This is a genomic window from Neptunomonas phycophila, from assembly GCF_001922575.1.
In the GTDB taxonomy this organism is placed as follows: Bacteria; Pseudomonadota; Gammaproteobacteria; order Pseudomonadales; family Balneatricaceae; genus Neptunomonas; species Neptunomonas phycophila.
In genome coordinates this window covers 1,683,551-1,698,779 of record NZ_MRCI01000001.1, presented here as the reverse complement: position 1 = coordinate 1,698,779, position 15,229 = coordinate 1,683,551, and the positions used below count along the sequence as shown (strand labels likewise).

General features: G+C 44.2%; 13 protein-coding genes. 6 read left to right on the top strand and 7 right to left on the bottom strand.

The features are described 5' to 3' along the window. Window positions 1–284: 284 nt before the first annotated feature. From BS617_RS07720 to BS617_RS18570, 3 genes are all read left to right on the top strand, one after another. The gene (locus BS617_RS07720) at window positions 285–533 is read left to right on the top strand and encodes a hypothetical protein (RefSeq protein WP_075172262.1); all 249 of its coding nucleotides are present in this window, start codon (window positions 285–287) and stop codon (window positions 531–533) included. 109 nt (window positions 534–642) lie between these two features. Further along, window positions 643–963 carry a hypothetical protein gene (locus BS617_RS07715; protein ID WP_075172261.1) on the top strand — a complete coding sequence of 107 codons (321 nt, stop codon included), beginning with the start codon at window positions 643–645 and terminating at the stop codon, window positions 961–963. 103 nt (window positions 964–1,066) lie between these two features. Continuing rightward, entirely contained in the window at window positions 1,067–1,318 is a 252-nt protein-coding gene (locus tag BS617_RS18570; RefSeq protein WP_075172260.1) for a zinc ribbon domain-containing protein, read from the top strand. 461 nt (window positions 1,319–1,779) lie between these two features. Here the strand turns inward: BS617_RS18570 and BS617_RS07705 are convergent, their stop codons facing one another. The 4 genes from BS617_RS07705 to BS617_RS07690 form a co-directional block, all read right to left on the bottom strand. Further along, a complete protein-coding gene (locus BS617_RS07705; protein ID WP_075172259.1) occupies window positions 1,780–2,529 on the bottom strand; it encodes a tRNA1(Val) (adenine(37)-N6)-methyltransferase in 750 nt (249 codons plus the stop codon). A gap of 30 nt (window positions 2,530–2,559) precedes the next feature. After that, entirely contained in the window at window positions 2,560–3,600 is a 1,041-nt protein-coding gene (locus BS617_RS07700; protein ID WP_075172258.1) for an oxidoreductase, read from the bottom strand. 110 nt (window positions 3,601–3,710) lie between these two features. After that, a complete protein-coding gene (locus BS617_RS07695; RefSeq protein ID WP_075172257.1) occupies window positions 3,711–4,202 on the bottom strand; it encodes a 2-thiouracil desulfurase family protein in 492 nt (163 codons plus the stop codon). Between the two features lie 263 nt (window positions 4,203–4,465). Continuing rightward, window positions 4,466–5,098: a response regulator transcription factor gene (locus tag BS617_RS07690; protein ID WP_075172256.1), complete on the bottom strand. Its 633-nt coding sequence runs from the start codon at window positions 5,096–5,098 to the stop codon at window positions 4,466–4,468. A gap of 631 nt (window positions 5,099–5,729) precedes the next feature. Between BS617_RS07690 and BS617_RS07685 the strand changes: the two genes are divergently transcribed. After that, window positions 5,730–7,187: an EAL domain-containing protein gene (locus BS617_RS07685; protein ID WP_075172255.1), complete on the top strand. Its 1,458-nt coding sequence runs from the start codon at window positions 5,730–5,732 to the stop codon at window positions 7,185–7,187. Between the two features lie 36 nt (window positions 7,188–7,223). Here the strand turns inward: BS617_RS07685 and BS617_RS07680 are convergent, their stop codons facing one another. Then, window positions 7,224–7,670 carry a MaoC family dehydratase gene (locus BS617_RS07680; RefSeq protein ID WP_075172254.1) on the bottom strand — a complete coding sequence of 149 codons (447 nt, stop codon included), beginning with the start codon at window positions 7,668–7,670 and terminating at the stop codon, window positions 7,224–7,226. A gap of 322 nt (window positions 7,671–7,992) precedes the next feature. On the opposite strand from BS617_RS07680, the gene fabV reads away from it, so the two are divergent. Next, window positions 7,993–9,186, top strand: coding sequence for an enoyl-ACP reductase FabV (gene fabV, locus BS617_RS07675; protein WP_075172253.1), 1,194 nt, complete (start codon window positions 7,993–7,995; stop codon window positions 9,184–9,186). Between the two features lie 237 nt (window positions 9,187–9,423). Then, window positions 9,424–11,676, top strand: a complete 2,253-nt coding sequence (locus BS617_RS07670) for a YgiQ family radical SAM protein (RefSeq protein WP_075172252.1) — start codon at window positions 9,424–9,426, stop codon at window positions 11,674–11,676. Between the two features lie 87 nt (window positions 11,677–11,763). Here BS617_RS07670 and BS617_RS07665 read toward each other — a convergent pair whose 3' ends face one another. Both BS617_RS07665 and BS617_RS07660 read right to left on the bottom strand, forming a co-directional pair. Beyond that, on the bottom strand, window positions 11,764–12,651 hold the full coding sequence (locus BS617_RS07665; protein ID WP_075172251.1) for a transglutaminase family protein: 888 nt from the start codon (window positions 12,649–12,651) through the stop codon (window positions 11,764–11,766). Continuing rightward, window positions 12,648–15,221, bottom strand: a complete 2,574-nt coding sequence (locus BS617_RS07660) for a circularly permuted type 2 ATP-grasp protein (protein ID WP_075172250.1) — start codon at window positions 15,219–15,221, stop codon at window positions 12,648–12,650. The genes BS617_RS07665 and BS617_RS07660 overlap by 4 nt, the downstream gene beginning before the upstream one ends. Window positions 15,222–15,229 lie beyond the last annotated feature (8 nt).

The window sequence follows — 15,229 nt, the reverse complement described above, 5'->3', positions numbered from 1 at the left end:
TTGGATAAGTTCAAAATATGGCACGGTTTGTAAAACGAGCATGCTCGTTTTTATACTGGACAACTTTTAGAAAGTCTATAAAATCAATGAGATATGAAAATGCTAAGGGAAAATGGCGAGCAACACAGGGAATGTTAACGCGCATGCGCGTCTTTGTTCTACCCCAATTCTTCTGCTTCTCTGAAATTAGCTAAATTTCAATGGGTTATGCGTATTTCTGACCAAACGATCAGGAATATTAACGCGCATGCTCATGAATAAAACTGTTATATGTCAGTGTGACGATGGATATAGTTACTAAATCAACTCGCAAGCATTTTGCCGTCGCTTCATGTATATCGTGTGTCGTCGCGCTAGCGTCATATGAATGGCTTTTTGTATTAGTCGCCCTATGGGGAGTTCTGGCAATGGGGGGCATAGGTCTTTTTGGTTTGAAAAGGCAAGTGTTGGTTTCAATTCAGTGGGGAAGCTTCTTCGGCCTTACCGCTGCTCTTGCATTTCTAATCTGGGGGCCTTTAGGGCTTTATGGTTAATGCCATATAACAAATCAATCAACTTCGCGGCTACGGCGCCGGACAGTCAAAACTTCGCTTCGCTCCATTTTGGCTGCCGGTTATTGAGGCGTTATGTTCTAGGAGAGCCATGAAGTACGTTTTATTCATCCTGGTTTTTATAGGAAGCATTTTTGCAACCTACAAAATTACATTTTCAATGACACAAGAGATCATGGGTGCTCTCAATATCCGCACTCACATTGCTAATCATAAAGTGATGCTGAAGTTATCCGAAGTAACGAAGGAAGGAGATATTGAGAAAATTGAAGAGTTCGTGGAAAATCTAGAGCAATTTGAAATTGGTACTATTGAACAGTTAACTGAGCTTCTGGAATCAGGAAGCTATACGTTTGCCACCCAAGACGAAATAAACGTTGGTAAAGAATATCTTGAGCAACTGGAAAAATAAACATAACAAGGCTGTCAACCATCGCCCACTGCGTGGGCTGGACCTCCAAACCGCTGCGCGGTTTTCCGGCCGGTTACAGCGGCGTTAGGTATACGGAGCATGCATGGACGATTTTGATTGGATTGATAGAAGCTCAGGTGAACGATTCCACTCTGCAATATACAATTGTCCTGAATGTAATAAAAAGGTTTCGTTTGGTGATAATTTCTGTCGGCATTGTGGTGTGAAATTTACCCCTGCAATGTGTAATCACATGAAGCAAAATTTAAAATTACTTAGTGATAGCAATTTTAAACACTTAGTCATAATAATGCTTATAGTGTTAGTTTTTATATTAGGTACAGTACTTTCTTAGTTTGGTTATGTTGTATACCTAAAAAAAAAATTCAAGTGGACTAATTACAGCTGGCTAGCTCACTTCGTTCGTTATTTTAGCCAGCTATAATTAGCCTCTTAATGTAGGCGCTAGTTTGCTAAAGGCAGCGGTTAAATAACCAAAGCCTGCTCTTACATCAGCAATGGTGATGAATGGTTTATTTTCAGCGTCTTCAAAGGCTTGAAAACCATAGAGTTCATAGAAATATTTCGCACACTCTTTGGCACCAACTCTAGCGGCAATGCGAGGCTAGGCGCTAGCCATTTTGTTAACTCCTGTTGTGTCAAAATGACACATAGGTATTTTGGTCTTAGAGTGTTTAATACGCAATCCTGTGTCACTTTGGCACGCAAGCTTTTCGGCATAACGTTTGGCTTAAGTGTCTATGGTGTCATTATTAAGTTTGGTGGTCGATTCAGCTCCTCATTAATAATAAGCAGCTATGCCTGTTTTATCTTTGTATAGTAGTCCCGAAAGAGTGCTGCTGATTCGTCACTGAGGTAGGGGTGTTGTGTGTAAACGGTGAAGATTTCAGTTGGGACTTCTGCATTGTTCTGATTGTCAATTTGCTGATGCTCAAGTGCGATCATGGCGACATGCGGACTATGCTGTTTGCTTGTTCTAATCAATACATGCTGTTTTAACGTTAAGCCAAAGTTAGCTGCTCGGCTGATGCAGCTGTTAGCTTCTTCCAAAGGCAATAGTATCCAAGCTGTTCCTTGTGTAGCCAAGAGCTGCTGAATTACACCTAACAAGTCGTGTAAGGGGAAGTGTGCATTATGGCGCGCTAATGACTTTTGGGTGTCAGGGTTTTGGGTTGATTTTGTAAAGAAGGGTGGGTTAGTAATAATGACATCGTAGCGGGTGGGGCATTGGTTTGCATAATCGCGTACATCGTTTGTTATAACGTTAATGCGCTCCGGCCATGGTGAATTTTTAGTATTGAGGGTCGCTTGTTGAGCAGCATTGGGTTCTATTTCGATTGCGTCTATCGTAGCCAACGATCGTTGAGCGGCAAATAAGCTTAAAATTCCTGTTCCTGTGCCAATATCCAGAATGGTTTTGGCGTTTTCTACCGGTACAAAAGCACCAAAGACCGAAGCATCGGTTGTGACTTTCATAGCGCAATCGCTTTGCTCGATTGTAAATTGTTGGCATTGAAAATGGCTATTACGGCGGCGACCACTCATAGGTAACTAATCTCTGAATTCGTAAGGGTGTTATGCGGTAACGGCTAATGTTCGGCCTTGTTGGCTACTTTGCATGGCCAACTCTATTAGCTTAATGGTCCACAAGCCATCAGATGCGCTAATTGGGGCGGTGTCTTCTTGCCTAATTGCTTTAGCTAAGCCAGTAAAATAATGCTGGTATCCACCTGTTTCTGTTTTGATATGTGTTTGTGATGTTCCGGAGAAGAAAGTACCGTATTCATCAGAGGGAACACTGGCCCATGAAGGCGTTTTAGGTTTTACTCCGGCCTTTAAACGATCCTCTTGTGGGTCTAAACCATAGACTTCATAACTGCCCAGTTCACCTTTTACTGTAAATCGTCTATTGGCGCCGGCGCTATAAAGGTCGCTGTGTAGTACGGCTTGTTTGTCAGGGTAATGCAGAACAATATTAAAAAAATCTACATTGGTTGATCCCTTGCGCTGTATAAGGCATTGGGCTGTGATGGCCTCCGGTAAGCCAAACAACTGCAATGCTTGATCTATAAGGTGAGGGCCAAGGTCGAACAGTATACCGCCGCCGTTAGGTGATTGCTCACGCCAGCGTTGTCGCACTGCAGGGCGAAAGCGATCAAAGTGAGACTCAAAATACTTAACCTGGCCAAACTTACCCTCATTAATCAGTTTTTGTACAGTTAGAAAATCACCATCCCAGCGGCGATTATGGTAAACGCTCAGTACGCGCGCTTTCTCTGCTGCTAATGCGATAAGGTGCTCACCGTCGCTGACATTAGTTGTGAACGGCTTTTCAATTACAACATGCTTATTATGTTCTAAAGCAAGTTTTGCTAGAGGATAGTGGGTATCGTTTGGTGCGGTAATGATAACAAGATCGATATCGCTGTTACCTATAAGTGCGTCAGGGGTTTCGTAATAGCTGCACTTAGGATGATTTTTTATCACTAAATCGCGTTGTGAGCTGCTGATAGCAGTGAGCTCAAAGTCAGGTGAAGAGGTTATAAAAGGGAGATGAAAAGTAGTTGCAGAAAAACCATAACCGATGATGCCTGTTTTGATGGTTTTTGTTGTCATAAAAAATATGCTCCCTTATCTGTCCGCATGCGAAAAAGAGAGCTTATTGAAAAATGAAAGCGTTGTCGCCTAAGGAGGGTGAAACGGGCCAAATTTCAGCTGATTGAGCCCTAAGCTGAGTGTCGATTCATGCTTAAGTCAAAGGTTGTAATAAACTCCAGCAGTTGGTCTATTTCATGTTCATTGTAAACAGGAAAACCATGACGTTGCAGTTCTGATGCGGCTACACCACTGCCGGGTATTAATGTATTTGTGAATTTACCATCGTAGATCTCGCGGTTTCCACAAGAGGGGCTGTTGCTTTTAAGCACGGCACAACATGCACCCACCTCTTGAGCTTTTTCAACAGCGAGCTCAGCGCCAAGTAGAAATTGCGGAGTGACATCTTCTTGGTCAGCAGTAGTCACTAAGATAGGGTAGCGGGATTTAATTTCAGCGGGTGCTCGTGGTGTCGGTAGGCCGCCAGCAACTTCAGGGCAAAATACTACCAATCGACCTTGCTGCTTCAAAGATTGGATCACGGGGTGTGTGATTAAGCTGTTTTTCCCGTCATATCGAACGTTTTGACCCATTAGGCAGGCGCTGATGAGTATTTTATTCATTAGAGTATCACTCAAAGATCATTTAAACCGCCGCAAATATTACAGTTTGATTGTTATAGCTATGTTAAATAAACAAATTAATGTTTACTAAGCTGTATCATCATTCTGAATTGCAACGACTTAACTTTGTTATTTTTATTTGTGAAGTCGAACGTCACGTCGTTAAGTGCTAGTCAGACGGCCCATATTAACACATAACTGATTAGTAAATGAGCAATAACAGGTGGTCTAAAAGTATGATTGACACTAATTGTTTAAGTTGATCAGGCTAATTCGGCTTTGTTTTGCTTACCTAATTCCATTGCAAAATTTACTAAGGCGGGGAGGCTGTCAGCCTGCATTTTGCCCATAACTCTTGAGCGATGAACCTCAACGGTTTTAGGGCTGATCCCTAAAGTTTCTGCGATCTCACGGTTAGCATAACCGTTAACTACTAACTCCATAACTTGTTTTTCTCTTCGGCTAAGTAGCTGATAATTGTTGCGCGTAGTGGCTGTTCGCTGCTGCTCTTGATGTTGTTCCGAAGCAAGCTGTAATCCCGATTCCACAACTGATAGTACTTTATTCTGATCACATGGTTTGGGAATGTAGTCGAGTGCACCAGCTTTGATAGCGGCTACAACTTGAGGGATGTCACTTTGGCCGCTGATCATTATGACGGGCAAGTGAATATTACGAGTACGCATTGTTTCCATCAACGTAAGGCCATCCGTATTTGGCATAGATGGATTTAATAGCATGCAGCCCATTTCGCCTTTATAGCTATCTAGGAAAGTGCGCGTATCGGAAAAATAGTACGCTGGATAATTGCACGACTCTAAAAACCACTGCATTGATAGGCCAAAATCAGCATCATCATCCACGATAAAGACACTTCCGGTAACACGTTTACTCATTAGGATTCCTCTGCCGCTACTTCTAAATAAAAACGGGTCTCATTGATACGATGCTTAAGGGCGAGTTAGTGCCGTAAAATCGACAATGATCATCCTTGATATAGTTAATCCCAAACCGTGTACGGAGGGTCGACGAATATAACCCGATTATTATTCATAGACACGGGGTTATAAAGCGCTGTAATAGTCAATTGTAACAACTTGAACATTAGCTGAACGAGAGGGTACTACAAAAAAAACCTTTTATCGAGTGTTTTAAGGTGATTTTTTCCCCTGACTATCCTTCGTACATCATTTGTATGCTTTTTAGGCTTAGCGAAGATCAAAAAACACACAAGAAATTCATGGTTTTTTACTCGCTTACATACTTCCTTTTAGGATTTAATGCTTTATATACAATCAGATATATTAAGGCTTTAAACTTATCAGTGTAATAGGGGATAGTGTGTATCCTGCTCTCTTTTTCCTAGGCTACGTTGTATTATTTAAGCAAAATTATCTGAACCGATTGTAATTATAGTGTAACCTTATGGAGACGGTTGTGTAACTGTTGTCAAAAACACGACGAAAGCTGGATATAGTTCTTGTGCGTAGTCGATAGCCTTTTTATCAGGAACACAAGGGCCGTAAAATGTTGAATGAGTGCAATATTGATGATCTATCAATGCTTGCAAATCCAGCTTGGGTTTATGATGTTGAGCGTTACTGTATCCATTGGGCGAACGCGTCTGCAATTGAATTTTGGCAGGCCGAAACATTAGATGATTTAATGCAGCGGGATTTTCGCTCCTCTATGTCTGAGGCTATCTTCGAGTTGCTTAAATCCAACCTTGATCAGTACCGGCAGGGTAAAGAACATACACAATGGTGGACCCTCTACCCAAAAGGTCATGAGAAAGAGGTTTATTGCCACTTTTCTGGGATACGGCTGCGTGATAACCGCATGGCCATGGTCGTTCAAATCATTTCTGGGCTACAGGCTCTTGGCACTGAGCTTTCCAATCCTCCATCAACCATTATCGCTTCCTTATGGGATAAAAATGGCCTCTTAACAAGCGCCAACCCGCTATTCAATGACCTTTATGGTTCAAGTATTCGTGAATTTAGTGAGCTGTTTTATTCAAAAGAAGAAGCCAGCCGTTTGTGGGCCAGAGCGCTAAAAGAAAGGGAATACGAAACAGAGTTGTATGTGCCGACACCTTCAGGCGAACAGTCCCATTACATACAAATTCGGGTGAATCAAAGTAAAGCAGGGAATCTCTTTGTAGTAAGGCAATTTATTAAGCAGGAAGGCTTTCTCAATAAAAAGGGAGCCAGCGAAGAGTCTGCTGTTTCTCTGACCTATCGACAACAGCAAATGCGTCACCGTATCTGCAAAGCTATGTCAGCAGGTGAGTTTTGTGTTGATTACTTATCGGTTAAGTATGCTAAAGAGGATCGGCTATACGCGGTTGAAGGGATGGTAACTTGGAAAAGCCCTGAATTGGGTTCAATACCAGCCGCAGAGTTTATGCCTATGGCGGATGACCATGGCATATCTGCTTTACTGGGGCACTATGTGTTGGAAAAGGCTTGCGATCAGTTAATGCAATGGGGGAGTGATGGAAAGCCACTGGCTAAGCTGATAATGACACTATCGCCTTCCCAAATTCTAACTCCTAATTACCTAAAGGCTATGTCGCAGTTGCTGAAAAGAACGGGTTTTCCTGCCGATCAGCTAATTATTTTCATTGATGGTGAAGCGTTGATTAAACGTTCTCCTATCTTGCTTGATACTGTTCGGTCGCTGCGTCTGATGGGGGTAATGCTCGCCAGTGATGGCGCAAGATTTAGCCGATATAAAGCTGATGGGTCAACAGTCGTAGATACACTAGAAGACATTCCGTTAACACACGTAAAGCTTTCCCCTGCAAAAGATTCCCCGGCTATTGATGAAGCAGACATTGAGCGTGTCATGAGTGAAGCGCACAAATCGGGGTTGCAAATTATCGCCTCCAATATATCAGCAACATGGGAGTTGCAGCTGATGACGGTATTAGGCTGCGGGTTATATCAAGGCGCTTTGGCAGGCCTAGTTAATGTGAACTAGGCGCATCGCTTAAGAAGAGCAATGCGCCGCGTTTAATTAAGCGTCGGTTGGCTCGGTTGGTCGGCGATCTACCATCAACGTGGCTGTCCCTGTTGCGACGACTTTACCTTTAACAGTGACATCCGATTTTAGTACGACGCGGCGATGGCGCGTGTTGATGTCTGTGATGGTGAGTGTTGCAGTCGCAGTATCACCAAAATAAATAGGGGATTTGAATTTAATTTGTTGATCTACATAAATAGCACCGGGGCCAGGCAGTTTAGTACCGGCTACTGTGGAGATAAGTGCTGCACTAAACATTCCATGAACGATTCGCTGTTCGAAAACCGTCGTCTCGGCATACTCCGCGTTTACATGTAACGGGTTGTTATCACCTGAAATACCAGCAAACATATAAACATCGGCTTCAGATATTGTTTTAGCGTAAGACGCACTCATACCTACTTCTAGATCTTCTAAATAGTAACCGTGTAAATGATGCATCCTATCCACCTCAGTGTCATTCTTAAAAGTCGCCTAATGTACCCAAAACCGCTAATAAAATCTTTATAAATCCTGAAATTTATAGCGTTTGCGGTGCTAATCAAATGCACAGTCCTGTGAGCATTTGCGTATATGAAACCATTCTAGCGCTTAATTATTACGAAGTTTTGAGTGCCTTGTATTGATCTAGTACCAGGTATGCGCTTTTATGTGGGATTTACTTATACACTTGTTGATGCCTATTGAGCCGTTAACTGTTAAAGAAAGCGAAAATCGGGTATGGTGGCAGCCTAAAATTTGCTAGAAAGAGATACGTTTAGCCATGATCATTACTCCGAAAATTCGTGGTTTTATCTGCACCACAACTCACCCAACAGGCTGCGACCTGAATGTAAAAGAGCAAATCGACTTTGTTAAACAGCAAGGTCCTTTGGCTGATGGCCCAAAACGGGTTTTGGTTGTGGGTGCGTCCAGTGGGTACGGTTTGTCTTCGCGCATTGAAGCTGCCTTTGGTTCAGGTGCCTCAACAATTGGCGTCTTTTTTGAGAAGCCAGCCACTGAGAAGAAGCCAGGAACAGCTGGCTGGTACAACGCGGCGGCGTTCGAAAAATACGCTCACGAACAAGGCTTGTATGCTAAAAGCATCAACGGCGATGCTTTTTCGCATGAAGCAAAGCAAAAAGTCATAGATTTAGTTAAAGAAGACCTAGGTCAGATCGATTTAATTGTTTACTCATTGGCGTCCCCAGTTCGCAAAATGCCGGATACTGGCGAAGTAGTTCGCTCCGTTTTAAAACCGATCGGCGAGCCGTATCGTTCCACTGCAATTGATACCAATAAAGACGTGATCATCGATGCAGAGATAGAACCTGCAACGCAAGAAGAAATTGCTAACACAGTTACCGTGATGGGCGGTGAAGATTGGGAGCTGTGGGTTAACGCGCTCAATGATGCTGGTGTCTTAGCTGATGGCTGTAAAACAGTCGCTTATAGTTACATTGGTACTGAGATTACGTGGCCAATCTATTGGGATGGTGCATTAGGTAAAGCGAAGCAAGATTTAGACCGTGCTGCAGCTGAGCTTAATACATTGCTTTCCGCTAAGGGTGGGCAAGCTAACGTTGGTGTGCTGAAATCAGTAGTTACGCAGGCCAGCTCTGCTATTCCGGTTATGCCATTGTATTTATCTATGGTATTTAAAATCATGAAGGAGCAGGGCGTTCACGAAGGTTGCATGGATCAGGTGCATCGTTTGTTCCGCACGGGCTTATATGGCGATACGGGTCTAATTGATGAAGGCAACCGTTTCCGCATGGATGATTGGGAATTACGCGATGATATCCAAGATGCATGTAAAGCGCTGTGGGCTGAAATATCAACTGAAAACCTATTCGAAAAAACCGATTACGCTTATTACAAATCAGAATTTCTGAAACTCTTTGGTTTTGGCGTTGATGGCGTTGACTACGAAGCCGATGTAGATCCCATCGTAAAATTTGATGTTATCGATATCTAAACGGTATCCATAAGAGAAAGCCCTGTTGGTACTCGCGATGAGTGTTGAGGGGGCTTTTTTGTAGGTGTTTTTCACTACGAGACAGCCTTGACGGGTGTTTTTTCATGTGCTGATTTCATCTAAACGTTAATTCATTCATCTCGACGCGAATTTCATTCATTTTATGGGTAATTCACTAGGCGTTATCACTCCTTTCTGGGACAATACGCGATCATTCATATAGTTATACCGGATCCCATGATCAAGACTGCTCCCAACCTTTTTTCGTACACTCCTTACTGGGCTGAATGCTTCGGTACGGCATCTTTTTTGCCCACAACTCGCCAAGAAATGGATCAACTTGGTTGGGATAGCTGCGATATTATCATCGTCTCCGGTGATGCGTATGTCGATCATCCTAGTTTTGGTATGGCTGTTATTGGTCGAGTGTTGGAAGCACAAGGGTTTCGTGTGGGTATTATTGCGCAACCCGATTGGCGTTCGACGGATGACTTTAATGAGTTAGGCAAGCCGAATTTATTTTTTGGCGTAACGGCCGGTAATATGGACTCAATGATCAACCGTTATACGGCTGATTTGCGCGTTCGCCATGACGACGCCTATACGCCTGATGGTGCTGAAGGCAAACGCCCAGACAGAGCCGTATTAGTGTACTCGCAGCGCATTCGCGAGCTATATAAAGATGTTCCGCTGATCATTGGTGGTATTGAAGCCAGTTTGCGACGTATAGCTCAGTATGATTACTGGAGCAATAAGGTGCGCCGCTCGGTGCTCGTTGATTCCGGTGCTGATATTTTATTATTTGGTAATGCTGAGCGGGCAATTGTTGATATTGCACATCGATTAGCGCAAGGCGAGCGTATTGATCAAGTACAAGATATTCGAGGCACGGCTGTTATCCGTGAACATCTGCCCGATGGTTTTACTGAAATTGACTCTACTCGCGTAGATTGGCCGGGTAATATCGATAAGTTTCAGAACCCGTATGAATATATCAAAGAGCCTACGCAGTGTGCGAGTGATAAAGCCAAAACGGACCCTGATGAGGTTCAGCCGCTGCGTATCATTCCTGAGCCTCTTAAAGGCAAGCAGCGTTTAAACAAAGAGCAAACCTACATCCGTCTGCCATCATTTGAGCGTGTGAGTAAAGACCCCGTTCTGTACGCACACGCTTCACGTGTACTGCATTTAGAGTCCAACCCGCACAATGCTCAAGCGTTGGTGCAAACGGATGGTAAACGCGAAATTTGGATTAATCCGCCGCCCATTCCGCTAGAAACATCTGAAATGGATGCTGTTTTTGGTTTATCTTATCAGCGAATTCCACACCCTAAATACGGTGATAAAAAGATCCCAGCTTACGACATGATCCGTTTTTCTGTGAATATCATGCGTGGTTGTTTTGGTGGTTGTACTTTCTGTTCTATTACTGAGCATGAAGGCCGTATTATCCAAAGTCGTTCTCAAGAATCAGTCTTGAACGAGATTGAAGAGATTCGCGACAAAGTACCAGGCTTTACCGGCACAATTTCTGATTTAGGTGGCCCGACATCTAACATGTACCACTTAAACTGTAACGATGATGAGATTCAGGCGTCTTGCCGTAAGTTGTCGTGTGTTTATCCTGTTATTTGTAAGAACTTAAAAACCGATCACAGCGAAACAACCCAGCTATATCGTAAAGCACGCAAAATTGAAGGTGTTAAAACGGTCGCCATTGCCTCTGGTTTGCGTTACGACTTAGCAGTAGAAGATCCCGAATATGTTAAAGAGCTGGTGACTCACCATGTTGGCGGTTATCTGAAGATTGCGCCGGAGCACAGCGAAGCTGGCACTTTATCTAAGATGATGAAGCCGGGGATGGGGACGTACGATAACTTTAAGCGTATGTTCGAAAAGTACTCTAAAGAAGCAGGCAAAAAACAGTACCTTATTCCGTACTTTATTGCGGCTCATCCCGGCTGCGAGGATGAGGATATGCTTAACCTAGGTCTGTGGTTGAAAGAGCACAAGTTTCGTGTGGATCAGGTACAAACTTTTTATCCGTCGCCAATGGCGTTGGCAACAGCGATGTACCACTCAGGGCGAAACCCACTTAAAAAGGTTAATTATAAAAGCGAAAAGCTCTACATTCCTCGTGAATTAGAGCAGCGTCGTACTCAAAAAGCTTTGTTACGTTATCATGATCCAGATAACTGGCCGCGTTTGCGTCAGCAGCTTCGTGATATGGGCAGAACAGATCTGATTGGTGATGCTGCTTGGCAATTAGTACCTGCCGAAGAGGAAGTCAAAAAGCCACGGTATGCCGCTAAAGGTCAGGCTGCTGCGAGTCAATCCCCAGTTAAGAAAAGTGGTGGGCGCAGCCAATCTGCTTCTGCTGGTGATAAGCCTTCATTGGCTAATCGTCCTACAGCGTTAGCGCGTAAGAAAGCAGCCTCTAAAAATGCTAAAAAGAGCAAAGCGAAGAGCGTTAAAAAAGCACAACGCTAACTAGCGTTTTAGCAATAAAAAAAGACCATATAGCTTTCGCTTATGGTCTTTTTTTTACTGAATATGCAGTGTCATATTCAGTAGAGTTTAAATGGCTTCTACACGTTGAACATCCACCGATACACTAAGTATCTGACTACCACCGCCTTCAAATATCACGCCTTGTAAGGGAGTGACATCTGAGTAATCGCGCCCCCATGCAGCGGTAATATGCTGTTCTCCTGGCATGTTGTCGTTTGTTGGATCAAATTCAAACCAACCTTCGCCCGGTGAGTACACGGCAAACCAAGCGTGAGAGGCATCAGCACCAATGAGTTTGACTTGCCCAGGTGGTGGAAGGGTTTCTAGGTAACCGCTGATATATCGTGCTGCAAAGCCTAAGGAGCGAAGGCAGCCGATAGCAACATGCGCAAAGTCTTGGCAAACACCGTGTTTTAATTCAAAGGCTTCATTTAGAGGCGTGGCAACTGTTGTTGATTCCGGATCGTATTTAAATTCAGAGAATATTTTAGAGGTAAGCGCCATTGCCGCAGAGAGAAGGGGGCGATTATCATCAAATAGATCAGCGGCATAAGCACGTAACTCTTCTGAGCGTTTGATCATGGGAGAGTCCATCACAAACTCTCGTGCTTGTATCACATCAGGGTCTGTCGCTGTTTTAAGCAAGTGTTTTGCATCGCCACAGCTAACTCCCATGTCTAAATTCATAGAAGAAAAAATAGGATCAGTGCTAATCTCACTTGTTACATCTATCGTTAATGACTTATGTGGCTCTTCAAGAGAAAAGTAATAAGTGCTGTTGCCAAAGTAGTCTAGGCGCTTTTGTCCATAGGTGGGTTTTGGCGTGATATGAACTAATGTGCTTTGGCAGCGCTGATTATCAGTGTGCCGAGGCACAAGATGCGCCAAGTTATAGCATAAGCTTACGGGGCTGTTGTACTTATACTCTGTGATATGACGGATTTTATAAATCATATGTCATTATCCCATTGTGTCGTTGCGATTTGTTGTGGGCCAGCCGTATGGTCAAAGTACTTGGTGCTAATGATGGAGGTAAGCTGCTCTAATTGGTCTTTAAGGTTGTCCATTAGCATGACTAGGCGATCACGCTGCTTAGTTTTTGGGTTAACTGTCGCTAGCGTATCGAGTTCGGCGAGTTGAATATCGTTTAGCGATTTAACGATTAAGCGCTTTTCAAGGCTCAGGCCAGGTCGGTATGAGGCCGTTTGTGGTAAATCATCGATATATTTACGTAACTGATCAATTTGATAAAACAAAGAGCGTGGGTTTGTTTCGTCAACCATCAAAAGATCTAACCCATGTGACACATCACCGCGCTGGCGATATCGACGACGGAATGAAATGAGTGCTTCCACGCTGAGTAAAACACTTTCTAATATTTGTTGCTGTTGTAGTTCATCTACGCCGGTACTTAGCGCTGTAGAAATCAGAGTGGCGGTTTGCAAGCTTCGCTCAGTGCGTCGGCCTATTTCTTGGAATTTCCAGCCGATACCACGCAGCATGCTTTCATGGTTTAGGCCTGATAGCGCCAATAACGATGTCACGAGCGGGTCTAGCGTTTCGTCAGGAGCCGACGGCATGCCACGGGCATAGGCGCGGTCTAGCTCGTTGAGGTTGTCACGTAGGTCGTTAATGATCCGCCGAGTATCGGCAGAGAGCATTTCCTTCACTTGCTCAGTACACATAAGCAGTGACAGTAGGCTAGATTTAATTGTTCCTGGGCGCTTACCATCCAGAATGATGCTCATTAGCTCTTTGTCAGGATTTTTGAGAAGCGCTGGATCTTGCGTTGTAAACCCGGGTAGGCAAGCGGTTTGCTCCGATAAGCAAGACAGTAAAATCGCTCGGCTTTTTTCGGGAAGTATATCTATACCATTAAGTTGAACCAGTACAGTACGCATAAGGCGCATTGAGGCCTCTGCGCGTTCGGCGTAACGGCCCATCCAGAATAGGTTCTCGACCACTCGGCTAGGTAAGTTGGTCTGTTGCGCCGCTTCGTGTGTTACGTTTGGCTGCGCACCTATTAATGACATCTGTTTTTCTGGCTCAGAAGCAATGATCCAAGTGTCCTTGCTAAATGATCCACTGTGATTAGTCACGATAGGTTCTGAGTTTGAGGAACCTACACGCGTTAACCCACCAGCCATCACGTTATAAGCTGTTTGGTTGGACACAGAAAACGTTCTAAATATGGAAGGGCGCGCTTGTATTTCGCCGTCTTGCCACGAAGGTAAGCACGAAGGAGCCACATAGCTTTGAGCGACAAAGTTGTGGGGCTGAGCCTCAATTTGTTTAAGTATTTTTACCTTTTGTTCTTTGGTTAGGCGATGGCCGTATAAACTGGGTTTGTCAGGACGTCTGACTGCCGGTTTAATAATGAGGTTATCAATGTGGCTGCGCACATAACTCATATCAGCTTTGTCGCCACACCACCACGTCTTAACGGAGTTTAGTTGGAGATCTCGACCAATAAAGTAATTACTAATTGCCGGTAAATACTTAAGTAGAGCAGGCGTTTCTAAAATGCCAGAACCGATAGGGTTCGCAATCACTACGTTGCCTGCGCGTGCTGACTCTAGCAGGCCGGGCACACCAAGGTACGAATCGGCTTTAAGCTCGACTTGGTCGCAAAAATAATCATCCACACGACGCAATATAACGTCGACTTGCGATAAGCCATTAAGAGACTTCATCCACACGTGGCCATTACGCACGGTTAGGTCGCTACCCTGAACTAACGGAAAGCCTAGGTAGTTAGATAAAAATGTATGCTCAAAGTAACTTTCGCTGTAAGCCCCGGGCGTTAATATGACGATTCGTGGCGAGTCGGTTCTATCACTGGCTAGTTGGGATAAGGTGATGCGAAGCGACTGGAAAAAAAGTGATAGGCGGTGTACTTGGCTATCACGGAATAAACTCGGCAAAATTCTAGACAGTACCGTGCGGTTTTCTAGCGCATAACCTGCACCACTAGGTGCTTGGGTACGATCACCAATGATGCACATTTTTCCGTTTTGGTCGCGTACCATGTCAGCGGCGTGCAGAATAAGGTTGTGCGAGCCGGGCATGGTAATATCGTGGCACTGGCGCAGAAAGCCGGGGTGTCCATAAATGATTTCGGCAGGAATGATTCCTTGCCTAATCAGCTCTCTAGGTCCGTAAATATCTTTTAGAATTAAATCGAAAAGCTCAGACCTTTCGATCAGGCCGGCTTCAATATCATTCCATTCCTCACTGCCAATAACCATAGGAATGGGGTCAAGCGCCCATACCTTGGTGTCGAGTGGCTCAGCGGTGAGGTTATACGTTGCACCATCATCTCGCAGAATACGCTGAGCTTTCTGAAAGCGATCGTGCAGTCCTGCAGAGCCTAATGTAGTAATACTCTTAATTAAGTATTCCCAATGTGGGCGTGCAAGTCGTAATTCATCGTAAGCCTCATCATAGTGTCCGGGCGAGGCCGGATACCATGATGTGCTTAGTGTTGGCTCAATAATTGACGCCATAGGGTTTCTGACTTCCATATAATGTT